A 23,624-nucleotide genomic window follows, 5' to 3' on the forward strand; every position below is an offset into this window, starting at 1 on the left:
CATGCAGCGCCGACACCTTCTGCGCCTCGGCCTCGCCGCCGGCGCCACCCTGGCACTGGCCGGCTGCGGCTTTCGCCTGCGCGGCTACGACCAGCCGCTGGTGAGCCTCGACGCCCTGGCCCTGGCGGGGCCGGAGACCGACCTTCGACGCCTGGTCATCCGGCGGCTCGAGGGCGCCGGCACCCGGGTGCACGATGGAGCAACACGAGTGCTCAACCTGGGCAGTGAGGCGTTTCGCGAGCGACGCCTGGGCGGTCTCGACAGCGGGCCTCGCGAGCTCGAGCTGACGCTCGAGGTACCGTTCTCGGTCCAGCGGCGCTCCGACGGCGCCTACCTCCTCGACCAGCAGCGCCTGGAAGTCCGCGAGCGCCTGACGGTCAACGACGACGAACTGCTGTCCCAGGACGCCGAGCGCGAGACCGCCCGCGAGCGTCTGCGCAGCGAGGCGACCCGGCAGCTGCTGGACCGCCTGCGCGCCTTGAACGATCAATGAGGGCCCACGAGTGAAGGGGCTGTCGTGATGGGGCTAACGTGAAGGTACTGTCTTGAAGGTACTCTCTTGAAAGTATTTGCCGACAAGCTCGAGGATGCGCTGGCCAAGAAGCTCCCCCCGGTGGTGATCGTCGCCGGCGAAGAGCCGCTGCAGCACATGGAGGCCTGCGACGCCGTGCGCCGCGCGGCCCGCCAGGGAGGCGTCGAGGAGCGAGAGGTCCTGCACGTCGAGGCCAACTTCGCCTGGGGCCGCCTGACCGAGGCGGCCGCCAGCCTGTCGCTGTTCGCCACGCGCCGCCTGATCGAGGTACGCCTGGGCAGCAGCAAGCCGGGCCAGGAGGGGGGCAAGGCGCTGCGCGAGTACGCCGAGACCCTGCGCAGCGGCGAGGATATCCTGCTGCTCTCCACCGGCAAGCTCGACTATCGCGAGCAGAAGAGCGCCTGGTTCAAGGCGCTGGACAAGGTCGGGCTGTTCGTGCCGGTCTGGCCGGTGGACGCCTCCCGCCTGGGCTACTGGCTGCGCGACCGTGCCGGTCGCCACGGCCTCTCGCTGGATCTCGACGCCGCCCGACTGCTGGGCGAGCGCACCGAGGGCAACCTGCTGGCCGCCGACCAGGAACTGCAGAAGCTGGCCCTGATGCTGCCCGCGGGGGCGCGCGTCGGCCCCCGCGAGGTCGCCGGCGGCGTGGAGGACAGCGCCCGCTATGACGTCTTCACCCTGATGGACGCCTGCCTCAAGGGCGAACGTGCCCGCGTCTCCCGTATCATGGCCGGCCTGCGCGGCGAGGGGGTCGAGGCGCCCATCGTGCTGTGGGCCCTGGCCCGGGAGCTGCGCATCCTGCTCTCCCTGCACCAGCACCTGGATCAGGGCCAGAGCCTCGAGCATGCCTGCAAGGCCCAGAAGCCGCCGATCTTCGAGAAGCGCCGCCCCGCCTACCAGCAGGCCATCGCCCGGCTGCCACTGAAACGGCTGCACAAGCTGCTGCTCTTCGCCCAGCGCCTGGACCTGGCCATCAAGGGTGGCAGCAGCGTGCCCCTCTGGGACGGCCTGCACGACCTGGCGCTGACGCTCGCCGGCGGACGAGGCCTGCTGGCCGAGCTTCCCTCCAGCTACCGGATCGGCTGAGGCCCGCCGCGCCTGCTGGGGCCTCTACAAGGGCATGAAATTTCACATCATTTCGTCCTATACTGGAAGAACATCGCATTCCGCCGACTGCAGGGAGGCAGCCGCGGCGGAGCCTGGAGCCGGAAGCCCAACCCAAGAAGAAGGAACACCGACATGATGAAGAAGATCTGCCGTTACCTGAGCCCGCTGCTGATCGCCGCCCTGGTGCTGGGCAGCCTGCCGGTGGCCGCGGCCCCGGCGAGCCCGGGCAGCGACCTGATCACCACCCAGGATGTGCTGACCGCCGAGCGGTCGCAGGGCGATCGCGAACGCATTAGCGCCGTCCTGGCCCGCGATGATGTTCAAGAGCAGCTGGTCGCCCAGGGCGTCGATCCCGCCGAGGTGGAGGCTCGCGTGGCCGCGCTCTCCGATGCGGAGGCCGCCCAGATGGCCGATCAGCTCGAGCAGCTCCCCGCCGGGGCCAGCGTGGTCGGCGCCCTGTTCGCCGTCTTCGTGATCCTGCTGGTCACCGATATCCTCGGCCTGACCAACGTCTTCCCCTTCACGCGCTGAGTGAGAGCCCTGCATGATGGCATGCCTTGACAGGCATCGTGTCAGTGCCCTCCTCCAGAACGCCCGCCTCGCGGGCGTTCTCGCGTTGGTACTGATGATGCTCGTAATGACCGGCTGCGCCAGTACGCCTCGCCTGGCCGAGTCCACCCAGCGCGATCTGCCCCGGCAGACCCTGCTCGAGGACGTTCCCTTCCACGGGCAGCGCGACTACCAGTGCGGCCCCGCCTCACTGGCCATGGTGCTCAACGCCTCCGGCGTGCCGGTGACGGTCGACACCCTGATCCCGCAGGTCTTCCTGCCCGGTCGGGAGGGCAGCGTCCAGCCCGAGATGCTGGGCACCGTGCGCCGCCAGGGCCGTATCCCCTTTCGGATCGCCGGCAATCTCGACGCCGTGCTGACCGAGATCGATGCCGGCCATCCGGTGGTGGTGATGCAGAATCTCTCGCTGCCTGCCTGGCCGGTCTGGCACTACGCCGTGGCCATCGGCTTCGACCGTGCCGAGAAGACGCTGACGCTGCACAGCGGCATGGAGCCGGCGCGCCTCGAGTCCTTCAAGCGCTTCGATGCCACCTGGGCGCGCAGCGAGCGTTGGGCCTTCGTCGCCCTGCCGCCAGGCGAGCTGCCGGCCACCGGCAACGGTCAGAGCACCCTGGATGCCATCGCCGACTTCGAGCGCGCACAGGGCGCCCGGGCATCCCTGCCCGCCTGGGAGGCACTTGTGAAGCGCCATCCGGGCCTTGCCATGGGCCATTTCGCCCTGGGTAACGCCCGCCATGCGGCCGGCGACGCCGCAGGCGCCCTGGACGCCTTCACGGATGCCGTGCAGGCGGCCCCCGACCTCGCCGCCGCCTGGCTCAACTTGGGGCTGCTGCATCGTGAGAGAGGGGAAACCGACGAGGCGCGAGAGGCATTCGAGCGGGCCGCCGCCCTCCCCGGCCCCTGGCAGAAGCAGGCAAAAGAGGCCCTCGCGGACCCGACGACGCGGACCTGATGACGCAGACTTGATGACAGAGGCTAGCCATGACCTACGACATCGCGCTAAAGCGCATCTATCAGCCGGTCGACGCCGAGGACGGCGCCCGGGTACTGGTCGACCGCCTCTGGCCTCGCGGCAAGCGCCGCGAGGGGCTCGCCCTCACCGACTGGTACCGGGATGCCTCTCCTTCACCGGCCTTGCGCCGGCAGTATCACCAGCAGGAGATCAGCCCGGAGGTCTTCGCCGCCCGCTATCGCGGAGAGCTGCGTGATGCACCGCAAAGCCTGGCGCCGCTGCTGCGCTTGGCGCGCCAGGGGCGGCTGACGCTGCTCTCCGCGGCAAGGGATCTTGCGAGCTCTCACCTACCGGTCTTGCGCGAGGCGATACTGCAGGCGCTGTATGACGAAGACGTCGAGGATAGAGAACCGACATCGTCGCCCTGCTATCGGCATCAGTTCGAAGAACCTGAGTAGACGGCGTCGGGTGGCAAGGAGCTGTATAGCCCCCAGATCACGCAAAACCATCCAGCATAGGCGGCTACACCTACCGTGTAGACCATGAAGCTGTAGCTCAACCCAAACCCGAAAAAGCCAGCGGGCAGCATCAGGCCACACGTTGCCAGGGCTCGTCTTTCCGGGTCATGGGCTCGCAAACCTTTTCGGAAGAGGTAGACCGGTAGCAGGTAGATAACCAGCAACACCAACATGCCGAGCGCCCCACGCCGCACCCAGGCATCGAGCACATCACTGTGGGCATGCCAGTAATTGGCGGTAGCCGGATCCAGTCTGCCCGCTTCCGAGAGCTCCACCATGCCCCGTAAATACCCCGCATCTCCCCAACCGAGCACCGGACGATCACCGATCAGCATCAGTGCACCTCGCCATAGCTCCAGACGAGCAGCATTTGCCACAGTACGCTCCCCGGCGAGATAGTGACCGACATGTTCTACGCCTAACGCCAGTCGTGACTGCACGCCTGTCTGCGGAGTTGCAACAGCGAAGACAGCCAGCAATGCGCCAAATACAACGATTTGCACTCGTCGACGCGGCGTTAACCAGCCGGCATATGCTATCCAGCAGATTGCTAGCAGCCCAGGCAGTACGATCCAACCACCGCGAGTCCCCGAGAGCAGGGAAGTCAGGCAACCCAGCGACGCCCCCATGGTCAAGACGCAACACCAGACAACCCGCCTGGTCTGGCGCCATCCCCAGACGAGCCCGGCAAGACAGAAGAGCCCCTGCATGAGTGCCAGATTGCCAAACAGAATCGCATGCAGCGGGTCGTGTCCCGCCACCCTGCCCACGTCCAGCACCACTACCTGGAACAGCGCCCAGCCCCCGGCACCGGAGGCCCCCAGGGCTAGGCCACCCCAGAACCACGCCGGATTCGGCCGCGCCGACAGCATGACCCACAAGATCGGTGCCGCCAGCAGCACAGGCCATACCAAGCGCCATGTCGCGTGAAACTCGCCATGCCATGCGGCCACCGCTATCCATGCGATGCCGAACAGAGTCATGACCAAGGAGGGAAACAGTACCGACGGGGCAGCAACGCCGGGGCTCGGTCGCATCAGACAGCCGACCGCGCCGGCAGCCAACACCAACAGGAAAATCTGGAAGCCAGCGGGCAGCAGCAGCGAGCAGGCTCCTAGCGTAAGCACACTCCATCCAGCCAAATTTTCCACGAACGCCTCCCCCTTGATACGCTAGAGGAAGCCAGCCAAATGCTGCGGCATGATCCGCACGAGGCGATCACACTTGGCCGATGCTACCCCCTCTCGGGGGGCATTCCACCCCACGGGTGGCTCTCGCCCTTCCGCCCAGGCAATCAGGGCACCCGGTACATCGGCACCGGCCTCTGCACTGAACGGGTAACCACCACCGAAACGGGGATTCAACTCCAGGACGAAGCACTCTTTGCCGTGCACAAAGACGTCACAATCCAGGTTTCCCACATGCCCCAGGGCTTTGCCAATCCGCCTGCCCACCTCGAGGAGGTCAGGACGAGTCGCGGTGACGGCCTTGTCGGTTTCCCCACCACGCATGGCGAGCTTGCGCTTGATAAAGGTTGTCCGGTAGCGCCCGTTCAAGTCATTGATGATATCAAGGCCATACTCCTGACCCGGCAAGCGCTCCTGGATAATCAGCCCCTCCCCTTCACTGGCTCCGCTGCCTAACCCCAGCTTCGGCAGTCGCAGCTGCCCATAACGCCATGCCAGTCTGAGTTGTTCCAGGTCATCGACCACTTCGATCCCCAGGGATGCCGTTCCCCAGCGCGGCTTCACGACCAGGGGAAACACCACCTCACCGTCCTCCAGGCCCCTAAGGGCCTCCTCCAGTGAGGCATAGGTGACAGGAGTCCCGAGCCCCACCTCCTTCAGGAATTCTGCCGTCATCAGCTTGTCGGCGGCCAGCGAGATCACCCCGGGGCGAGAGACCACTATCTGCACCCCCTGGGCAGAGAACCGCTCCCTGGCGGCAGCCAGGACCGCGAGCTCATGGTCATTGAGGGAAAACAGCAGTCCGACTCGCTGAGCCAGGCATAGCTCAAGCAGGCCCTCAACATAGCCGGGGGCGTTCACAGGCGGCACCACGAAAGCGCCATCCGCTTCCTGTAGGGCCGCAGCATAGTCGGAACAGTCTGCGGCCAGCACACGTCCATTGCCACCCAACGAATCCCGAAAATATTTCAGCAGGTAATTACGCCGTCCAGCGCTAGTCAGCATGATATTCATGGTGGGCTTCCTCGGGACCGGCATGGGAGGATGGTAGATAAGAGGCCAGAATGTTGTCGGGCGAGTCGGCCCGCTTCAGCAGACGTCCTTGGCAATCCACCACTGCCGGACAGGGCACGATGAAGGGTGGCGTATAGTTCAGCGAGTAGGCACCGCGGCTCTCGAAGACCACGAAGTCTCCAGCCTCGAGGTGTCCAGAGAATGAATCACAGAGGATGTCATGTTCCATACAGGTATTGCCGACAAGGCGATACTCCCGCAGTGTCCGATGCGCCTCCGGGGGAGATGAAGACACCACCTTCAGACTAGGATGAGTACTGGATCGGGTGGGGTTGAGACTATTGATGCCGGTATCCAGCAAGGCCTGCCAGCCCCCTCGACGTTTCCGGGTCTCGATGACCGGCGCTATCAGCGACATGCTGTTGGCTACCATCGACGTTCCGGGCTCCACGATCAAGCGCATGGATGATGTTGGGGAACAGCGCACGAATGCCCGACCTATAGCATCGGCATATTCGGTCAGACTCGGTACCGAATAGGAGAACTGGTTCCTGATTGACCCAGGCATGTCGCCCAGCAGGCCACCACCGATATTTATCGTACGGATGGGATATCGAGGCAGCAGTTGACCGGCCAGGCGACAGAGACGCTCGACGCGCTCCACGGGATCCGCCACGCCCAATGGGCGGCGCGTGGCATGGCAGTGCAGCCCCACGACATTCAAGCCTGGGATTGCACCCAGGGCAAGGAGCGCCTCATCCAGTTCTCCACTTTCTACCTCGAAACCAAAACGGCTAGCGAGTTCGGGGAAGTCGAAGCAGACTCGCAGGCCGACTTCGACACGTTCGAACTCGGGCGCCATCTTCTCCAGCAGCTGAATTTCCCGAAAGGAGTCCAGATTGACCTGACTCCCTGTTTCAAGCGCCTCACGCAGATCCTGCTCAGACTTGATCGGCCCGTTGAAGATGATCCTGTCGGCAGGCAACGAGGCGCTAGCGACCCGATACTCGAAAGCCGACACCACCTCGGCCCAGCCATTCAGCTCGAGCAGTAGCCTGCCGATGGGCGGCATATAATTGGCCTTCATGGCATAAGCCAGCTCGGTGTTCGGCCAATGGCTGCGAAGCTGATCACGCAGACCGACATAGTTGTCGTGAAATTTCCGCCCATCGAAAAGATAGAAGGCGCCGCCAACCCGCCGGGACACCGCAGAGAGAAAAGTGTAATCAGGCCACATGCCGAAGTCCCAGACGCCTGCGATAATCATCCAGTCGGCCCTGGGGGGCAGCATGGAGGATGCCCTCACGATTGAGAACGACCACAACGGTGGTAAACAGTATCTTGAGATCTAGCCAGAGTGTTTGGCGATCAACGTACTCCACATCCAGGCTGAGTTTGTCTTCCCAACTGATATCCTGTCGTCCATTGATCTGGGCCAGCCCGGTTACCCCGGGACGTACTTCATGCCGGCGCCGCTCTTCGGCGATGAAGTAGGGGAGATATTCCATCAGCAGTGGACGGGGCCCCACGAAAGACATATCGCCTTTCAGGATATTGAACAACTGGGGCAATTCATCGAGGCTGGCACGGCGTATCCACAGCCCGAGGCGGGTGACGCGCTCTTCATCAGGCAGAAGTTCGCCTTGACTGTTCACTGCATCACGCATCGTCTTGAACTTGAGGACTTGAAAGGGAACTTCACCCTTCCCCGGTCGCCATTGACGAAAGAACACTTCTCCCCTCATGGTCAGTTTTATGAGCAAGGCAACCAACAGCATGACCGGGCTCAAGAGAAGTAGCATGATAACGGCCATGGCGATATCGAAAGTGCGTTTAATCATGGAAGTCTCACCCAGTGATCGAGATTGGGGGAAAACTCGGATAGCTCGTAACGAGCCCCGGAAACGCTGCCCTGCGGATTCACGCGTCCTTCAGCGAACCAAGCGACGACCTGAACGAACATTCGACACATCTGCAGGAAAACCCTCTGGCGGTTCTCCGCGTCGGTGAGCTCAGGGTCATAGGGCCTGGCCGCCTGAAGGATCGGTTTGCCGGTATCCATGCCTTCATCCACGAAGTGAACGGTTGCTCCGATAAACTTGCAGCCGGCCTTCAGCGTATCTCCAAAGCCGTCCAGGCCGGGACAGGCGGGCAGGACAGCGGGGTGGAAGTTGACGATACGCCCCCGATATTGCTGCAGAAACTTACCGGAGAGTAACCGGGAGTACGACGAGAGGAAGAGATCAACCTCCGGCTTGCCCAGGAAATAGTCGTAGAGAGCATCCGAGAATTCCCTGCCGGTTCGACATGGCAGCACCTCGACGGCAATGCCATGACGTCGGGCGACTCCTTCGGCAGCACACTCGCGGTCACACACCACCAGGGCGATGTTCTGCCTACAAGCATCCACCTTGAGCGCTTCGTCGAGCACACTGCCGCCGGAAGACACCAGTACCACCATGTTCTTCGCCATGTAACACCAGCCCTCTGGGATGGTCGAGATTCCTGGTGTATTAGCTCTTCATCCCTGTCCCTTCTGGTAGAAGCGTTCCGCATCGGGCCGATACCACTCGTCCAAATTGACCGGTACCCGGCTGTTGTAGCCTAAGAGTTGTCGGGTCAACGGAGAAAGGTCCCGGCCGTACTCCTCACCCAACATGCGTGCGTAATCCACCTGGGGCTTGATGAAGGGCCGGGTGAAGCCGCTGGTCAGGGCGACACGAGTGTCGTCTGTCTTGTTATGACCACCGCGATGCCAAAGATAAGAATTGAAGAACACGACGGAGCCGGCGGGACCGATGATCGGAATGCAGCTAGCCTCGAACTCCTCATCGGTAGGCTTATGTTCCTTGTGGTGAGAACCAGGCAGTATCTGGGTGGCACCGTTATCGACAGTAAAATCATCGAGCATCACTATCATATTAAGGCGAACCTTGAAGCCTGGAATATAGGTGCCAATATCACGATGAACGCTGTGCAGATAATTTCGCTTGTGCGCGTAGCCGGCAGTGGGCGTACTGCAGCACAGGATATAAGGTTTTTCGTCGAAATAGCGTGCAATGTAATCGTGGAAAAGGTGCATCTGGTAGAACCGGTCGAGGCTATCATTGCCGCCAACAGTCTGATGCGCCGTACCGTCCCCGAACTCGCTCAAACCCCGCTCGACCTGGTATGTCTCGCAGTGATCTATCCACTTCAGCACGTCGGTCTTCATCTCTGCCACTAAATCAGCATCCACTGCCTTCTCGAAGATGACCCATCCCGCCCCATCCATCTGGTGGTCATACTCTTTCATCGCCATTTCGGTAGTCATGCCTCAATACCCCAGCAGCAGAAGTACCTATGTCGACCTCACCATCAACAACCGTGGCTTTCCACACTACCCAAGGAGAGATCGCCTAATCTTTTACCCGCTTCTTCCATCCAACCATTCGAGACTATTAAGGGATAAACGAGAAAATTTACACTCGACCACCAAATCTACACATAAAGCTACACTCCACGTCGGCACCTTGCCAGCATCATTGCTCTCATACAAAAGTTGCAAGTGCTCAACTGGGATCGTCCTGCAGCTGGTATGTGTCGGTGCCATGATTCCGGGGCAGATGCTCGTGGCGCACCAGCAACCCCTCCGCGTATAGTTGATCCTCCAGGGAGGTCATATCGGCTTCGAGACGCTCGCGGGCGACCTGATATTGCTCCCACAGCGCCTGGATAATCGACTGCATCGCGTCGTGGGTCATCAACAGCTGCCAAAACTCAGCGCTGATTCCGATCAGGCGATATACCCTGGCGGCATCATCAGCTCGCTGTGGGAGCTTGGCAACGATCACCTCGTCGTCCCAGCAACACCAGAGCACGCGATCATGGACTCGAAGCTCCGTCCCGGGGGTCGGCATATTCAGTGTCAGGGTCGGCAGATACTTCGCATCGGCATCGTTCTCGAGGCGCCGCTGCAGCAAGCGACGCTTGAGGGAGCGTGAAGGCGGCACCACATCCCAGTCCTCCAAGAAACGGCCTTCAACATCGTCCCAGCGCCGGGTCTGCGGCGTACACCAGGCGAAGGCAACGCCCAGAGTCTGTCCCAGCCAGTAGAAGTCCTCACCAAGTTGGGCATATCGCCGACGGCGCCACTCCTCATGCCCTGCGACGCCTTGAGCCGGTGAGGTATCCTTGAGGCTGACGCCGGCAATGCAGTTCACCACCCTGGGTTCACGCGCTACGATACCCGCGCAGAGCGCCTCAGGTGCATAGAGCGGACAGAACACCACGGAGTCGCTGGCGATACGACTCAGACATTCGCGGAACCGTTTGCCAGTCAGGCTGCAGTCGTCAATTACGAACAGCACCCTGTCGGCATCGGCCGCCTCCAGGCTTGTGAACTGGTTGGGTTTCAAGTCGAGGTGGTAGGCCAGCATTCCCAGCACGATCAGGCCTCCGCGGGGAATGGCAGCAAACTGCGCGGATTGGAGTGTGTCGGCACCAAAGACCGTGACCAGTCGTTCGGCAAGCTGGCCACACACCTCCTCGGCCTGTGAGTAGTCGACGAACTCACGCTCGTGCAGAAGGACATCGAGATACCCTCTCAACTGCAGCAGCAATACCTGCTGCTCGTCGCTAAAGGTCCCTGCCACCGCCAGCAAGGGTACAGGCTCGCACCTTCCAATGAGTACCGAATCTGGTAACCGAGACCAGAGAGGGTTGGCACGAACCGCCGCCGCCAGCTCCGCGACGGCTGCAGGTGTATCCGGCTTCCCGGTGACTGCCAGCAGCCTGGCAGCAGAGACCTCCGCGCCGTCATACAGTGTCACCATCAGGTTGTCTGCTCCCACTAGCTAACCTCCAGATCGCGCTCGATGGCAGCATGCACCTCGGCCAGATAACAGCAACCGTCCGGATAGCGCAGCATCTTTACGGGAGTGGTGCGCGCCACACGAACCAGATGGGTGAAGCGATCACGTAACATGGGAGTCGCCTCGAGGATATGGCCGAGGAAGGAGTGTCTGGCCAGCTCCGCTACCGCTCTGGTAGGCGGCAGCGTTTCGATGACCGGGCTCGCGTAATTTGCCCTGTCGATCAGGTAGATCGCCCCCACTGGGCGGGCCTCGGCATCGAAACTACCCAGGTCCGTCACCGGCACGCTCAACTTGGTAAAACCCGGATGAAAACGAGGGTATGCACTGAATCGCCCCTTCCCAAAGAGTGTGAGTTGCTCAGGCGTCAGCTTGACCAGCGGGAAGGCCGAGCGACAGCAAACCCTGCCCGCCCTCTCCTCGACAGCGGCGATATCATCTGCCATCAAGGGAAAGCCAGCCGCGACCATGGAGCTCACCAGGGTGCTCTTGCCCGCCCCCTTATCGCCAGCCAGCAGCACGGCCCGTTCGCCCACCATAATGGCCCCCGCATGCAGGGCCAGAATGCCCTGATGCTCCAGGTAGCAGGCCATAACATGCCCCAGCAGCAGGATATTGATCATATAGGCCAATCCCGGCTCGACGAGTCGGCACTCGATCTCTCCCGTCCGGAGATAGAAGTCGGCAATCCCTGGAAAGCGCATCAACCAAGCAGAGCCACTCACCTCGAAAAGCTGCACGGCAGGCTCACCGGCGTCATTGAGACGCTTGCTGAGGTACAGCGAAATACCAGCAGATGCCTGCACCTCGCCAAGGCCAGCCGGAAGGCATCGGAAGAAGAGCTCAGGAGTCGCAAGCGGTGAGGCTTCCGCCATGGGAATGGTCAGTTTCATATTGGCCAGGGTTTCGAAACCGAACAGGCGGAAGCGGTACATGACTCATTTCCAGGCCGAGGCACGTGGAGCGAGACGGCAAGGCTCTCCACTGGGGGCGGCGCAAAGAACTGGGGCGGCGCAAAGAAGCGACGCCCGCCCCTAATATCACACTACCGCTATGTGACGAACCCCGGTGTCACGCTACCGTCGTCAGGGTTGCCGATTGGCTTGCCAGCAGGATTGTAGAACACGTCACCAGGTCCGCCGGAGCCGCCGAGGCGAGTCAAATCCGATACGGCACCCCAGTGGTAAAGCCGAGGTGGCTGATACCTGGCCCTGCCGTTGGTCTGGCAGGAATCCTTTGCATTGTTATTCATTACCGCCTCCCTGATCATCGAAGGTGATCCCGTCATGGCTGGTGACACCACTCTCGACCGCCAGCAGGACTGTTAAAAATATAGCACCCTTCACCAGGATACATATCGTTTACAAAAGTATTGGCGGGAATTCATCTCCAGGGGCCAAGGAAGAGAATGGCATGAGGCCTGACAACGCGTTAGGCCCACCAGCGACGCAGCCAGAGTTCGAGCGATAGCGCAGGCCAGAAATCGACTGCTTGGGGGGCGCCGCGACAGTGGCGGCGAAACAGCGCCCGATACTGTGCCTCGTCGATCAGACCAAGCGCCGCACAGCGGCTATCCGTCATCAGATCCAGCACCCTGTCATAAGCCAGATGGCGAATCGCATGTTCATACAGGGGGGCCGGCATCACCTTCCGACAGTGCTGGAGCGCCTCATCCGGCATGATGCCTCGGACTGCCTGGCGGGCAAGCCGTTTAGGCTGACGAAATCCGTCGACCCGGTGCTGGGGACAGGCAAGCACAAAGGCGGCCAGGCGCCGATCACTCCATGGATCTGCCCTGACCAGGCCATGGGTTGCACACTGCCGTTCGACGAGCCGCATCACGCTCATGACCAGGGGCGAGAAGATCTGCCGATAGCGCTCGCGGTGGGAGGCCCGGATCCAGGCATTGGAGTCGGCAACCAGCGGGTCCCGACCGGGTAAGCCAGCGCGCAGAGCCAGGTCGGGCGTCACGAACGAGGGCAGACGATCACGCGGGGAGTAGGCGGACAGCCGAGCGTCGCTGAAGGGAGCCTGCCTTAAGGGCCTGGTCAGAAGGCTCAAGGCATCATCCAGTACCGGCCTGATCCCGAAACGACACAGGCCCCGAGTCCGACCAAGCCCATGGTCATGTCGCAGGCCAGCCAGCTCATGCCGCGCCTCGCGCCAGCGTCCATCACGAACCAGGCCCGCCAGCTCGTGAATCGAGCCGCCCACCACCACATCGCCACGAAAGCCAAACCAGGCGCTGCGACAGCCATCTGCCGCGGCGCCGCGCAGCACCTTGTCGACAAACCCCTGATAGATCAGGTTAAAGGGACCATCCTCGTCCGGTACATAGGCAGACAGGTCCATCAAGGGGTAGGTCTGTTCGGCCGGAATCTCCTTGACGGGGATGGAAAAGCGCTTGGCAAGGCGGTAGATGTTGTCGCGCTCGTCGCACTCGGGATGCTGGGTGAAGGCCCAGCTGTAGGCCCTGAGGGCCGGCATATCCCTCCCCTGCTCGGCCAGCCATCCCGCTATCGAGGCGATACTCCCCGAGTCCATCCCACCACTCAAGGAGATGGCGGCAGGCGAGGCGACCCGAGAGCGACAACGCACCGCCTCGACGAGGAGCGCCCGAAAATGCTCGGCATAATCGCCGCTATCCCGGTAGTGCAGCCGATCATCAGGGTCCGGCTTCCATATCACACGTCGCCGCACCCTGCCGCGCGCATCGATCTCGACCTCCTCACCGGGCAGGACCTCATCGATGCCCTCAAAGAAGGTACAGCCGGGCGGGGTCTGCAGATCTGAGAGATGCCATGCCATCGCCAGGCGATTGGCACGCCGCCTGACCCCCTCCACGGCCAGAATCTGGCTCAGCTCGGTGGCAAAGAGGATGCGCCCCGACTCGACCCGATAATAGAGCGATCGCATGCCCATGGCGTCTCTTGCCAGCTGCAGGGTTCGCTGCCCCCCATCCCAGAGGGCGTAGGCAAAGTCGCCTATCAGCCGGCCAGGACCGCCCTGCGGGTCATGCAGAAGGGTCCCGAACATCAGATGGCCATCGGTTGCCGTCTCCCGCTGGGTAAAGGCAGAAGGCTGCCACGCAAGACACGCCTCGCGGTTATCCAGACGGGCATCCGCGACCAACACCAAATGACCATCCGGAGAGGCTTCGGGGCGGCACGCCCCCGTACCATCCGAGGAGCTATCGCGGGAGAGACACGCCACCCCCATCCCCGCCTGGCGGTGATAGAAGACCTCATCGACCAGCCGATGCTGGCACCTCGCCACCATGGCGGCCAGATGCGAGGGCGCGACCGGACGCCCGTCGAGGCTGACAATACCGCAGATGGCACTCATTCAGGCCTCGACCTCTCGATAGTGGTACGCCTGCTGGCTAAAGAGCGCGCAGTACATGCCACCCTGATGTATCAACTCATCATGGGTACCGGTCTCACGTATTTCCCCGTTATCCAGCACATAGATATAATCCGCCATGCGCACCGTGGAGAGCCGATGGCTGATGACCAGGGCGGCACGATGGTCGATGCGCTCGCGGAAGTTGGTGAACAGATCGAACTCGGCCCCCGGGTCGAGGGCACTGGTGGGCTCATCGAGGATGATCACTTCGGACTGGTGCATAAAGGCACGGGCCAGGGCCACCTTCTGCCACTGACCGATGCTGAGCTCCTGGCCATCATCGAACATGCGGGTAAGCGGCGTGTCGTAACCGCTAAGCAAGGTGCGAACGAAGAGATCCGCCCCCGACCTCTCTCCCGCCACTTCCACCAGCGACGTATCCTCGGGTTGACGGATATCACCATAGCGAATGTTGCTGCGCACGGTGTCGGCATACTTGCCGTAATCCTGGAAGATGACACTGAACTTGCGCCGGTACTCATCGAGGGAGTACTCCCGGACATCGGTACCGTCCAGGGTGATCCGTCCCGCACTGGGGTCGTAGAGCCGGCAGAGCAGCTTGATCAGCGATGTCTTGCCGGACCCGTTAGCCCCCACCAGCGCCACGACCTGCCCCGGCCGAATCGTGAGATTGATGTTATGCAGCACCTCATGGCGGGTGCCGGGGTAGCGAAAGCTGACGTTCTCGAAGCATAGTCCCTGGCTTATCCGCGGCGGCAGCGGCCTGGGATCGCTGGGCTCCGCTATGACCGGCCGCACATCGAGGAACTCGAACAACAGGCCAATAAAGAGGTGGTCCTCGTAGAGCCGCGATAGCTGACTCACCAGCTCCTGGCCCATGGACTGGGCGCGCTGGAACACCAGCAGGAAGAGCACCAGATCCCCCACACTGTTGCGACCTTCTGAGGTTTCCCAGGCGAGATAGCCCAGCGCCAGGAAAAACGCCGCCGTCGCCACCACCGACACTCCAACCTCGACGATCGTGCGCTGCCGACTGATCGCCAGCCTCTCCCGGCGGATCAAGGCCTTCAGTTCATCATAACGCTGGCTCAGGAAGTCACCCAGCTGATTGAGTCGCAGCTCCTTGGCGTTGATATCCGAGGTCAATAACCAGTCCAGATAGGCCGCCTTGCGCTCCATCTGGGTGCGTTTGCGCTGCCAGTCATAGAGCCGGCGGGTGAAACGCAGCCTGACCAGCAAAGCCGGTACGGTGGCCACAACCAGCAGTGGCAACAGCATCCCGTTGATGGTGGCCAGCAACACCACGATGGCAACCAGCATCAGGCTGTTCTTGAACAGCAGCATCAGGTTGTTCGCGACCTGAACCGGGCGCTGGTTGCCCGACTCCCGGGCACGCTGCAGGGTATCGAAATAGCGCGGACTCTCGAAGAAGGCGAGATCCGCGTGCACCGCACACTCATGGATAGCGTGATCGATATACTCGGCCACCAGCAGCCCCTGGATTTCCCTGGCGAATCCGGAAAAGCCGCGTGCCGCTAGAAACCCCAGTGAGCAGATGCCGGTTGTCGTCACCGTCCAGAGCAGCTGGCGAATGCCGTCTTCCGCGGCATCCCCCCCCAGCAGCGTCGTCACGCTGTCCACGAGTTGCTTCAGCAGATACAGCACCCCCAGCCCGAAAAGAATCTCGAGCGCCATCAGGCCGGTAGATATCGCCATCCAGGTTGGGCTGCTGACCCAGAGAATGACCAGGATGCGCCGCAGTGTCGCGAGATGAGCCAGCAACTTGGCGATGGAGGGCATAATGCTCCTTGGGCTAGTCGGTGTCGTGGTTCGGCAAGCGGCGGCGACACGCCAGCAAGGGTCGCAGGAAGCAGTACAGCCACTGCCAGCCGCTGGGCAGCGGCCACACTCGGTACTCGGCATAGCTGGGTTGAAACATCCGCAACCAGCCCAGCAGCTTGCCGCGCACCAGGTGGAGTCGCCCTGTCTGCCACTGAAAGGAGAAATCGGGATTCGACATCTTCTTGTCCAGCCGGTGGTCGAAACTCGGATCTCCTTGCATGCCCTGGATCGAGAGCGTCAAGAGCTGATTGAGCCGCTGATCAGGGCTGTCATCCAGCTCGAAGTCAGGCGAGCCCAGAAGCGCCGCCATCTTCAAGCAGACATCGACCGTGGCGCCCAGCCCATGCCGTTCGGCACAGGCCAGGGTGCGCCGGTGGTCGAAGCTAGGATGACGCTGCATCGCATCGAGATCGACCAGCCAGTGCAGTCGCGACCAGAAGTGCTTGGTATGGTGCCAGCAGATATAGACGAAAAGCTCATCGGTCGGCATGACCGACACCTCGCGACTGCCGACACGAACCGACTCCGCCCGATCGAACAGCGCACGCGAAGCATACACCGTGCCGAGATTATCGATTCGAGAGTGAAACTCGATGATCATCCCCCTCGGCGAGCGGAGAGTAATCACCTGCTGATAGCGTGCGACGAAGGCCAGGCTGACGGGATCATGTGCCAGATCCGCGGGCACCACTGGCGTAAAGCCCAGGGCCAGGGCACGAGCCAGTAGTTCCGCCATGCGCTCCCTGGGCACCAGAATGTCGATATCGCGACAGAAGCGCACGGCGGGTTCGTCGTAATAGCGCGCCGCAAGCGAAGGCCCCTTGAACGTGATATAGGGAATGCCCAAGGGCTCAAGCAGCGTCTGGCTGACCTCCCCCAGGCTGGTCACCACATTCAAGCCATGCAGAGAGAGCGACATCACCTGCCGCTTCATGGACTCGCGCTGTTCGAGAGGCAGCGAGGAAGGGGCAAGTCGACGCAGATGACGATAGGCCAAGGGCAGAATGAAGCCCTGGGCGGCAAGGTGACGGAACGCTTGCCAATCGCTGATTTCCTGGCAGAGCGCCTGCGCGGCCCTGGCCTGTTCAGCATTGAGCTCCAGTCGAGAGAACAGCAGCAACAGACGTAACTCTGGGCTCAGCACCGGGGTTCGAGGGGCGTAACTTTCCATATCCCATCCTTACCGAGAGAGCGCCAAGCCATTGACCTTCCCGCCGATCACCAGGCGTGCCACACCGTCGATGCCGATAGGCGTCGGCAACTCATGGTGATGCGTCAACAGACAGATTGGGCGCAAGATAACAGGCAACCACAGTGTATAAATTGAAGCTGAAGCCTCCCGTCACCACCACGGGACCGGAGCTCACCCAGGCATGGGCCAGGTAATCATCGGACCTTCGGCCACGTGCCAGCCCGAAACAAAGCAGGTAGGGGACTCGATAGAGGCGCAATAACAGGGCGGCGGTCAGCGCCTGAGGAAAGCAGTTGGAGGTCCAGGGCGTGTAGCAGGCCGTGATTCTCACTAGTTGGCCAATTGCGGTCGCCCGCATTCGCTGCCTAGAAGTAAGCAATGCCAGTGCCGGGCTCACCCCGCACCCTGTGCCCATAAAACGCTCCAGGCGACGAAAGCTCACGAGATGAATAAGCAGCTTGCTGACGCCCAGCAAACACCAGGTGGGGAGGATCCACAGCTTGAAAAATGCAGGCTTGTTTACAAATGCCGAGAATTTCCTCAATGGTTGCCCCCTGCGAAAACTCAAAGAACCCACATATTCACCGACAGATAACTTCCATCAAACCGGAATCGATCATGTTATTTAAAAAAGGCAAGGTGTCATCTTTGCACGTCTGGGCACTGACATCATATGACTGACAAAGCATGGCAATCAGCTCCTCTACCGAAATCGGATCCTCCGTCATATTCCAGATATGAGCACCAATATTGCTCAAGCCAAAGTATTGGCCTTGATCAGCACTCATCATCACGATTTCATCGTCGATAACGGCGGTCAATATATCTGGATTACGTCGCACCGTGCAATTAATATCGATTTTCATAACGCCCCCTATCACCAATTTTATCGAAACCCTTACCTTTATAGTCTCCCGATTCATGCATTCCTTGTCGCCAAAGTTCGAGCACACGCATGCCATAATGAAGAGGGATAAAGCTCAACAAGTCAAAATCTTCTATGGCAACTGGCGCTTCTTCAATTCTTTTTACCAATGCCTCCATGTCCAGCCAAGGGCAGTGGATCTCACGATAAACACTCACGTCTGATTTCAATTTTTTCCAGCAATAAAAACTGATCTTCTTGCGTTTTTCCTCATTAGCCGTATCGTATTTGCTGACACGTTTTGGAAGCACATCTCGCATAGCCTCTCGATAAACAATCCTATCGCTTCTTTTCTGCCATAACATGTCCGGCGGAAGCGAAAGAGAGTATTCAATCAAGCGCTTATCCAACAGGGGATAACGATACTGGATGCCCAACGGTCCAGCCCAGGTAGACCAGAGGCTCATTCGAGCGGAAAGATGGCCATTCTTCAAGAGTGCACACTGCATGGAAAACGGGTCCTTGGCGTCTCGCCAGATCAGGCTGGTTTTCTTGTAGGCGTCGGGATATCTAGCCATGAGCGCCGGCGCTGAAAGGCGAAGCAGTTGCCTCGTCTTCAAATAGGGGCTGAATGCGGAATAGACTTTATCCGAACAAAGGGGAAGGATCCCAAGCTGAAATATGAACTTGGATACTCCGATTGGTTTTCTTAGCCCACCACCACAAGTTCTCGCCAAGTTGAAAAGATCTTTGAAGCGACGCTGGCCCAGCAACCAAGATGGATAACCGCGCAGCCCGAATGTGACGCACTCATCCCCTCCCCAGCCAGACAGCATAACGCGAGTTTTTCGGCCAGCAGCCTGTTCCATCAAAGGCAACTCTTCAAAAAGATCTGTGGAGTTTTCGAAGGCAATATTGCGTTTTAAAAAACTCATGTAATCATCAGAACTAGCTGAGCCAAAGACGCAGTCGAAGCCCTCACGCTTAGAAAGATCAGCTATCTGAAACCGCTCATCAAAAGCTTTTTCAACTAAAGGGTATAGGTCACATATAGGGGGCGCCCAGGCGTAACTCATGTCGAGTCGGCTACCGTTATTTCGCAGCAGACGATGTGCCAACACGGAGATGCCAGTAGAGTCCAGTCCGCCACTGATATGTGAACCAACGGGATGGTTCTGGCAAAGCCGATCCTCTATCGCTCTCTCGACCAATGACCGAAGTTGCTCGGCATAGTCATCGAGAGATGCTGATGATGCAGGAGGTATTTCTTCCGGATGCCAGTAACGCCTGACGTTTATACCGTGCGTGGAAGCCAGAAGGGTATGTCCCGGCGGAAGAAATTCGATCCCTTCTATAAATGGGTTTTCATACGCTCCAAAGGGTTGTGCTAGAAAAAATGCCACTCGGGACTCATCAATGTCAAACTGGATATCGGGATGTGCAACAATTGACTCGACGGTGGTGCCAAACAACAGTGTACAGGCTCGTTGCGCATAGAAGAGCGGTCTGCTGCCCGCTACGTCCCTGGCCGCAAATAGTCGTGACGTTTCAGAATCCCAGATGACAAAGGCGAAGTCTCCCACCAGCCGATCTACGGAGGCTTCACCCCAGCGCTGGTAGGCTCTGAGTATCAACTGACTGTCTGGGATCTCTCCGGCCAAGATGGAATCAATTTCCAGCAGCTCGCATAACTCAGCGCGGTTATCGATGACTGCATCGGACACAATGTACTGCCGGCCAAGGCACAGTGGTTGACGTTCATTGCCGGAAACGAGTGTCAAAGCAAGATTTTGGTGCCCCAGAGCCACAGCACCCTGAACCAGCAACCCTCGGCCGTCCCTCCCCCAATCTTGGAGAGTGTCAAACGCCTTGATGAAGTTTCTCCGCGAAACTTGCCTACCATCAAGGCTCACTCGCCCCAGGATTGCACTCATCTCCGCTCCTAGACCCTTCCCTTTGACGCTCGTAACGCGCCGCCCCGAGAAGCGTTGCAAGCCAGCGATCAATCGTCATACCCCTGGCCTCGGGCACCGAATGATCCGCGCCAGACAGTTTTTACACTTTGTTACATGACACTAGCACAGCCCCAGGCCGTTAAGCTACAGCAACACGGGTAGTAATCGCTTAACATCAAAACTCTTGCCGATGCTGAAAATTTTTCAGCATTAAGCATGTGGCTATCTCAGTCTTTCATGCCTTAATACTAACGTTAAGATTGACCGATGAAAGACCGCGCCGCCTATGGATACATTTCTTGACAAATAGTCGGAACTGTATTTCACTTGAGGTTATGAGCTAGTGGTGCTAAACATAACGTGGTTAAAAAAACTTGTGGCATAAAGTATCTATGACATGCTGGCAGGTTAGGAAGTGTTTCTTGACCACTGTGAGTCATGCCTCTTGTTACATTAAACCTTTAGCCACATATTCGTAAGGAAATTGAAATGAACTCTGTAATAAAGCATGAGAATAACCGTACTTGGTCGGCACCCGTCATGAAAAAGACTTCTGTTCGCGAGACATACAGCGGCTCTATAAATTATGATCAAGAGCTGTATACGATAAACCTAAAACCAGTAACACACAGCTGACCTGAAGTCGACGCCCTCCCGGCTTCATTGAATCCAAACTGCAATAAGATCCTTGCGCCGCGGGGATCGTTTTCAAAAGAGAGGACAGCCCCTCCCGGCCTGGTCCGCATTGATCCTGCTCAGCAATGGTTCTAAATTATCGTCGATCTTTTCCAGGGACCAAGGCCTTCGATATCGAAAAACCGCAATCTTTGAGCCAAGGAAGGCCAGGAATTCCATCAGCACGTCCGGCCCGCAAAATACATTGCCAAGATCTGCTCGATAAAGCGCACCAGCGAGTATCAGAAAGGCATCTACCCCCTCCACAGGTATAAGACTGGCCGGCTCCCCCGGTTCGGCACGTTCCAGCTTAACCAGAGTCTTAAGCGGCTTAGCTCGATGGTCGAACCCTTGATTCAATGGAAGGTGATACTTGTCATGACGGCTCATATCACGCACCAAGCCACTCTTGTTGATCCCCAACATCGCCAGGGCATCCTTCCATAATTTGGCGCGCGAGGGGCCAGGGTGGAGCAGCGGGATGCTCTCCTCCGGCTTGATCACCGCCACATCGTCGGTCACAAGAAGCCAGCCCTGTGTATGGTGAAGCCAGGCGACAAGTGTCGACTTCCCGGCACCGGACTCTCCGGTGAATGCCCACACGCCAGAAGGGGTCGTCAGTGCACTCACATGCAAAGGCATCCACTTTCGCTGGTAAATTAATATCCCAAACACGTTGCCCAGCAAATAAAGACGCACATCACCAGGATTTATAGAGGGTTCACTTGCACCGACACCGCGCCTATCGAGCATCATTAGCTGGCCGCCTTCTACCCGATAGCGTGCAATTCCAGGAATTTCTATCTGGCAACGCTGATGACCGATCTGAAACCACTGATCGTTGTATGAGGCATCTTCCATGAGAGGTGACACTTCAGATGTAAGAATCTCCAGATCAGGCGATTCTACCGGGGCAATTCCCAGTATCTCGGGAATTTCGATCCGAGAAGCAATCGTCATTCCATAGGTTAGGTAGTAATACAAATCAGATGTTTTATGGGAACCATCGCCACGACGCTCTTTTCGAAGCTCTGGTGACCTAATTGCGCGACGCTCCTGCGGCCCGTAACGGCTCGGTGAGCTTATCGACATCTTGGCTGTCATGATTGAAAGACCTATAGCATGGCAAAATCCAGGAAACGGCTTACAGCCTCAGATCTACCGCCTCCTTGGGCAACAGATACTTGAGATCGTAGAGAACGTGTTTAAGCTTGCCCCATGCGCGAATGTGTTCGACACCCAGTTCGCGGAATTCGCGGTGAGCCACGGCCAGGATTACGGCATCATAAGCGCCGGTCTCGGGTTCAACCACCGGCCGAATGCCGTATTCTCTCTCCGCCTCATCCTTATCGACTCGTGGCTCGAGGACATCCACGGCGATGTTGTAGTCGGCAAGTTCCCTGATAATGTCCACCACCCGGGTATTGCGCAGGTCTGGACAATTCTCCTTGAAGGTCAGGCCCATCACCAGCACCCGGGCGCCCTGCACGTGAATGCGCCGCTTGATCATCTGTTTGACCAGCTGGCCGGCCACGTAGGCACCCATACCGTCGTTGATGCGCCGCCCGGAGAGGATCACCTCTGGATGATAGCCCACCTGCTGTGCCTTGTGAGTCAAGTAGTAAGGATCCACGCCGATGCAGTGACCTCCCACCAGCCCCGGGCGGAACGGCAGGAAGTTCCACTTGGTCCCCGCCGCCTTCAGCACCTCTTCGGTATCGAGCCCCAAACGGTTGAATATCATCGCCAACTCATTGATCAGAGCGATGTTCACGTCACGCTGGGTGTTCTCGATCACCTTGGCCGCTTCTGCCACGGAGATGGAGCTCGCCTGGTAGGTGCCCGCACAGATCACCTTACGATAGAGCGCATCGACAAACTCGGCGACCTCGGGCGTGGAACCGGCCGTTACCTTCATAATACTGGTGACCCGGTGCTCCTTGTCTCCCGGGTTGATGCGCTCCGGGCTGTAGCCGGCGAAGAAGTCGCGTTTGTAGACCAGACCCGAAATCCGTTCGATCACTGGAACGCAGTCTTCTTCGGTGGCGCCTGGATAGACGGTAGATTCAAAGATGACCACATCGCCTTTACCCACCACCTTGCCCAGGCTCTCGCTAGCGCGGATCAAGGGCGTTAAGTCCGGGCGGCGGCTGGCATCAATAGGCGTTGGTACGGTGACGATATATACGTTGCATTCGCGCAACGCCTCGAGATCGCTCTCAAAACTCAGCTGGGTAGCCGAAGCCAGCAGCGCGGGTTCTACCTCCAGGGTGCGGTCGATACCCCCACGCAGCTCGGTAATGCGCCGAGCAACGATATCGAAACCCACAGTCGGCAGTGCCTGGCCGAACGCCACCGCCAGGGGCAGTCCCACATAGCCGAGGCCGATCACGCCCAATCGCACATCTTGAATGCTCAGCATGCATTAACCCTTTGAATTATTGTTTATTTTTTTCATAAACCCGGCGATAGCCGTAGGGGTTTCGCTGCTGCCAGCGCCAGATATCACGCATCATGCCGTCCAGAGTGCGCCTGGCTTTCCAGCCCATTTCACGCTCGGCAAGGCTCGCATCGGCCCAGAAGGTAGCAAGGTCACCGGCGCGACGTGGCGCAAAGGTATATGGAACCTTGACGCCATTAATCTCACTGAAAGCGGACACAATCTGCAGCACAGATATAGCCTGAATATTGCATCAGTATCGCGAGTTTGGCCTGGCGGGTGAGCAGGCCAGCTCTTCATGCTGGATGGCGCGAGAATCGCTCACTTTTTGATCGATTTCCCGCCTTCAAGACGCACTGCCCCCTACCCCCATTGTTTATCTCGTGCCGGGGACAGCACCCTGCCGGTCATCCCGGCACCAGTTTCTTGATCAGCTTGAGGAAGAGGTCTTGGTCGGGGTAGTGGCTACTCAGCATCAGCCGGACGCGCCGGGTATTGCGGATCACCACGCCACCGATCTTCAGCAACTTCAGGCGCAGGGTGGTGACCTGGGCCG

The 23,624-nt window shown here is 59.5% G+C and carries 23 protein-coding genes; 5 read left to right on the top strand and 18 right to left on the bottom strand.

Translation table 11 applies throughout. From position 1 onward, the window contains the following. The first annotated feature begins 1 nt into the window (after nt 1). The 5 genes from BM388_RS12065 to BM388_RS12085 all read left to right on the top strand — a co-directional run bounded on the left by BM388_RS12065 (nt 2) and on the right by BM388_RS12085 (nt 3,619). Nucleotides 2-493 (top strand): LPS-assembly lipoprotein LptE, encoded by a 492-nt coding sequence (locus tag BM388_RS12065; RefSeq protein WP_089850492.1) that lies wholly within the window; start codon nt 2-4, stop codon nt 491-493. A 66-nt stretch (nt 494-559) separates the two neighbouring features. Beyond that, nucleotides 560-1,618 (top strand): DNA polymerase III subunit delta, encoded by a 1,059-nt coding sequence (gene holA / locus BM388_RS12070; protein WP_089850494.1) that lies wholly within the window; start codon nt 560-562, stop codon nt 1,616-1,618. A 156-nt stretch (nt 1,619-1,774) separates the two neighbouring features. After that, nucleotides 1,775-2,170 (top strand): PA2779 family protein, encoded by a 396-nt coding sequence (locus tag BM388_RS12075; protein ID WP_089850530.1) that lies wholly within the window; start codon nt 1,775-1,777, stop codon nt 2,168-2,170. 94 nt (nt 2,171-2,264) lie between these two features. Further along, nucleotides 2,265-3,161, top strand: a complete 897-nt coding sequence (locus BM388_RS12080; protein ID WP_089850495.1) for a PA2778 family cysteine peptidase — start codon at nt 2,265-2,267, stop codon at nt 3,159-3,161. A 29-nt stretch (nt 3,162-3,190) separates the two neighbouring features. After that, nucleotides 3,191-3,619, top strand: a complete 429-nt coding sequence (locus tag BM388_RS12085; RefSeq protein WP_089850496.1) for a DUF488 domain-containing protein — start codon at nt 3,191-3,193, stop codon at nt 3,617-3,619. On the opposite strand, the gene BM388_RS12090 is transcribed toward BM388_RS12085, so the two are convergent. The 18 genes from BM388_RS12090 to BM388_RS12170 all read right to left on the bottom strand — a co-directional run. Beyond that, nucleotides 3,598-4,830, bottom strand: coding sequence for an O-antigen ligase family protein (locus tag BM388_RS12090; protein WP_139233937.1), 1,233 nt, complete (start codon nt 4,828-4,830; stop codon nt 3,598-3,600). The two genes, BM388_RS12085 and BM388_RS12090, sit on opposite strands and share 22 nt — an antisense overlap. A 21-nt stretch (nt 4,831-4,851) precedes the next feature. Then, nucleotides 4,852-5,880: an ATP-grasp domain-containing protein gene (locus tag BM388_RS12095; protein WP_175535091.1), complete on the bottom strand. Its 1,029-nt coding sequence runs from the start codon at nt 5,878-5,880 to the stop codon at nt 4,852-4,854. Next, nucleotides 5,861-7,147 carry a type III PLP-dependent enzyme domain-containing protein gene (locus BM388_RS12100; protein WP_175535092.1) on the bottom strand — a complete coding sequence of 429 codons (1,287 nt, stop codon included), beginning with the start codon at nt 7,145-7,147 and terminating at the stop codon, nt 5,861-5,863. The genes BM388_RS12095 and BM388_RS12100 overlap by 20 nt, the downstream gene beginning before the upstream one ends. Further along, on the bottom strand, nt 7,107-7,721 hold the full coding sequence (locus tag BM388_RS12105) for a sugar transferase (RefSeq protein ID WP_089850502.1): 615 nt from the start codon (nt 7,719-7,721) through the stop codon (nt 7,107-7,109). The genes BM388_RS12100 and BM388_RS12105 overlap by 41 nt, the downstream gene beginning before the upstream one ends. After that, complete coding sequence (purN, locus tag BM388_RS12110) at nt 7,718-8,341, bottom strand: phosphoribosylglycinamide formyltransferase (RefSeq protein WP_175535093.1); 624 nt, start codon at nt 8,339-8,341, stop codon at nt 7,718-7,720. Before purN ends, BM388_RS12105 begins: the two co-directional genes overlap by 4 nt. A 60-nt stretch (nt 8,342-8,401) precedes the next feature. Beyond that, entirely contained in the window at nt 8,402-9,193 is a 792-nt protein-coding gene (locus BM388_RS12115; protein ID WP_089850507.1) for a phytanoyl-CoA dioxygenase family protein, read from the bottom strand. 238 nt (nt 9,194-9,431) lie between these two features. Then, the gene (locus BM388_RS12120; RefSeq protein ID WP_089850509.1) at nt 9,432-10,712 is read right to left on the bottom strand and encodes a PqqD family protein; all 1,281 of its coding nucleotides are present in this window, start codon (nt 10,710-10,712) and stop codon (nt 9,432-9,434) included. Beyond that, nucleotides 10,712-11,668 carry a phosphoenolpyruvate carboxykinase (ATP) gene (locus BM388_RS12125; protein WP_089850510.1) on the bottom strand — a complete coding sequence of 319 codons (957 nt, stop codon included), beginning with the start codon at nt 11,666-11,668 and terminating at the stop codon, nt 10,712-10,714. Before BM388_RS12125 ends, BM388_RS12120 begins: the two co-directional genes overlap by 1 nt. 496 nt (nt 11,669-12,164) lie before the next feature. Further along, nucleotides 12,165-14,078 carry an asparagine synthetase B family protein gene (locus BM388_RS12130; RefSeq protein ID WP_089850512.1) on the bottom strand — a complete coding sequence of 638 codons (1,914 nt, stop codon included), beginning with the start codon at nt 14,076-14,078 and terminating at the stop codon, nt 12,165-12,167. Then, entirely contained in the window at nt 14,079-15,899 is a 1,821-nt protein-coding gene (locus tag BM388_RS12135; RefSeq protein ID WP_175535094.1) for an ABC transporter ATP-binding protein, read from the bottom strand. A 13-nt stretch (nt 15,900-15,912) separates the two neighbouring features. After that, entirely contained in the window at nt 15,913-17,112 is a 1,200-nt protein-coding gene (locus BM388_RS12140; RefSeq protein ID WP_089850516.1) for a nucleotidyltransferase family protein, read from the bottom strand. 91 nt (nt 17,113-17,203) lie between these two features. Next, the gene (locus BM388_RS18275) at nt 17,204-17,710 is read right to left on the bottom strand and encodes a lasso peptide biosynthesis B2 protein (protein WP_425431929.1); all 507 of its coding nucleotides are present in this window, start codon (nt 17,708-17,710) and stop codon (nt 17,204-17,206) included. Between the two features lie 4 nt (nt 17,711-17,714). Beyond that, nucleotides 17,715-17,999 carry a PqqD family peptide modification chaperone gene (locus tag BM388_RS12150; protein ID WP_175535095.1) on the bottom strand — a complete coding sequence of 95 codons (285 nt, stop codon included), beginning with the start codon at nt 17,997-17,999 and terminating at the stop codon, nt 17,715-17,717. Then, the gene (locus tag BM388_RS12155; protein WP_089850522.1) at nt 17,983-19,932 is read right to left on the bottom strand and encodes an asparagine synthetase B family protein; all 1,950 of its coding nucleotides are present in this window, start codon (nt 19,930-19,932) and stop codon (nt 17,983-17,985) included. The genes BM388_RS12150 and BM388_RS12155 overlap by 17 nt, the downstream gene beginning before the upstream one ends. Nucleotides 19,933-20,661: 729 nt before the next feature. Continuing rightward, nucleotides 20,662-21,732, bottom strand: coding sequence for a hypothetical protein (locus tag BM388_RS17625; protein WP_139233939.1), 1,071 nt, complete (start codon nt 21,730-21,732; stop codon nt 20,662-20,664). Nucleotides 21,733-21,772: 40 nt separating this feature from the next. Further along, entirely contained in the window at nt 21,773-23,050 is a 1,278-nt protein-coding gene (tviB, locus tag BM388_RS12165; protein ID WP_089850526.1) for a Vi polysaccharide biosynthesis UDP-N-acetylglucosamine C-6 dehydrogenase TviB, read from the bottom strand. 16 nt (nt 23,051-23,066) lie between these two features. Then, nucleotides 23,067-23,300 (bottom strand): Rossmann-fold NAD(P)-binding domain-containing protein, encoded by a 234-nt coding sequence (locus tag BM388_RS17630; RefSeq protein WP_139233940.1) that lies wholly within the window; start codon nt 23,298-23,300, stop codon nt 23,067-23,069. Between the two features lie 175 nt (nt 23,301-23,475). After that, on the bottom strand, nt 23,476-23,624 hold a 149-nt coding region (locus tag BM388_RS12170), incomplete at its 5' end, for a transposase (protein WP_175535096.1).

Source organism: Halomonas saccharevitans, assembly GCF_900116405.1.
Taxonomy (GTDB): Bacteria; Pseudomonadota; Gammaproteobacteria; order Pseudomonadales; family Halomonadaceae; genus Halomonas; species Halomonas saccharevitans.

What these genes read in the sequence shown, in the direction of transcription:
- BM388_RS12065 (WP_089850492.1), top strand. Translation starts at nt 2, where the DNA reads ATGCAGCGCCGACACCTTCTGCGCCTCGGCCTCGCCGCCGGCGCCACC.
- BM388_RS12075 (WP_089850530.1), top strand. Translation starts at nt 1,775, where the DNA reads ATGAAGAAGATCTGCCGTTACCTGAGCCCGCTGCTGATCGCCGCCCTG.
- BM388_RS12080 (WP_089850495.1), top strand. Translation starts at nt 2,265, where the DNA reads ATGATGCTCGTAATGACCGGCTGCGCCAGTACGCCTCGCCTGGCCGAG.
- BM388_RS12085 (WP_089850496.1), top strand. Translation starts at nt 3,191, where the DNA reads ATGACCTACGACATCGCGCTAAAGCGCATCTATCAGCCGGTCGACGCC.
- BM388_RS12095 (WP_175535091.1), bottom strand. Translation starts at nt 5,880, where the DNA reads ATGAATATCATGCTGACTAGCGCTGGACGGCGTAATTACCTGCTGAAA.
- BM388_RS12100 (WP_175535092.1), bottom strand. Translation starts at nt 7,147, where the DNA reads ATGATTATCGCAGGCGTCTGGGACTTCGGCATGTGGCCTGATTACACT.
- BM388_RS12105 (WP_089850502.1), bottom strand. Translation starts at nt 7,721, where the DNA reads ATGATTAAACGCACTTTCGATATCGCCATGGCCGTTATCATGCTACTT.
- purN (WP_175535093.1), bottom strand. Translation starts at nt 8,341, where the DNA reads ATGGTGGTACTGGTGTCTTCCGGCGGCAGTGTGCTCGACGAAGCGCTC.
- BM388_RS12115 (WP_089850507.1), bottom strand. Translation starts at nt 9,193, where the DNA reads ATGACTACCGAAATGGCGATGAAAGAGTATGACCACCAGATGGATGGG.
- BM388_RS12125 (WP_089850510.1), bottom strand. Translation starts at nt 11,668, where the DNA reads ATGTACCGCTTCCGCCTGTTCGGTTTCGAAACCCTGGCCAATATGAAA.
- BM388_RS12130 (WP_089850512.1), bottom strand. Translation starts at nt 14,078, where the DNA reads ATGAGTGCCATCTGCGGTATTGTCAGCCTCGACGGGCGTCCGGTCGCG.
- BM388_RS12135 (WP_175535094.1), bottom strand. Translation starts at nt 15,899, where the DNA reads ATGCCCTCCATCGCCAAGTTGCTGGCTCATCTCGCGACACTGCGGCGC.
- BM388_RS12140 (WP_089850516.1), bottom strand. Translation starts at nt 17,112, where the DNA reads ATGGAAAGTTACGCCCCTCGAACCCCGGTGCTGAGCCCAGAGTTACGT.
- BM388_RS12150 (WP_175535095.1), bottom strand. Translation starts at nt 17,999, where the DNA reads ATGAAAATCGATATTAATTGCACGGTGCGACGTAATCCAGATATATTG.
- BM388_RS12155 (WP_089850522.1), bottom strand. Translation starts at nt 19,932, where the DNA reads ATGAGTGCAATCCTGGGGCGAGTGAGCCTTGATGGTAGGCAAGTTTCG.
- BM388_RS17625 (WP_139233939.1), bottom strand. Translation starts at nt 21,732, where the DNA reads ATGACAGCCAAGATGTCGATAAGCTCACCGAGCCGTTACGGGCCGCAG.
- tviB (WP_089850526.1), bottom strand. Translation starts at nt 23,050, where the DNA reads ATGCTGAGCATTCAAGATGTGCGATTGGGCGTGATCGGCCTCGGCTAT.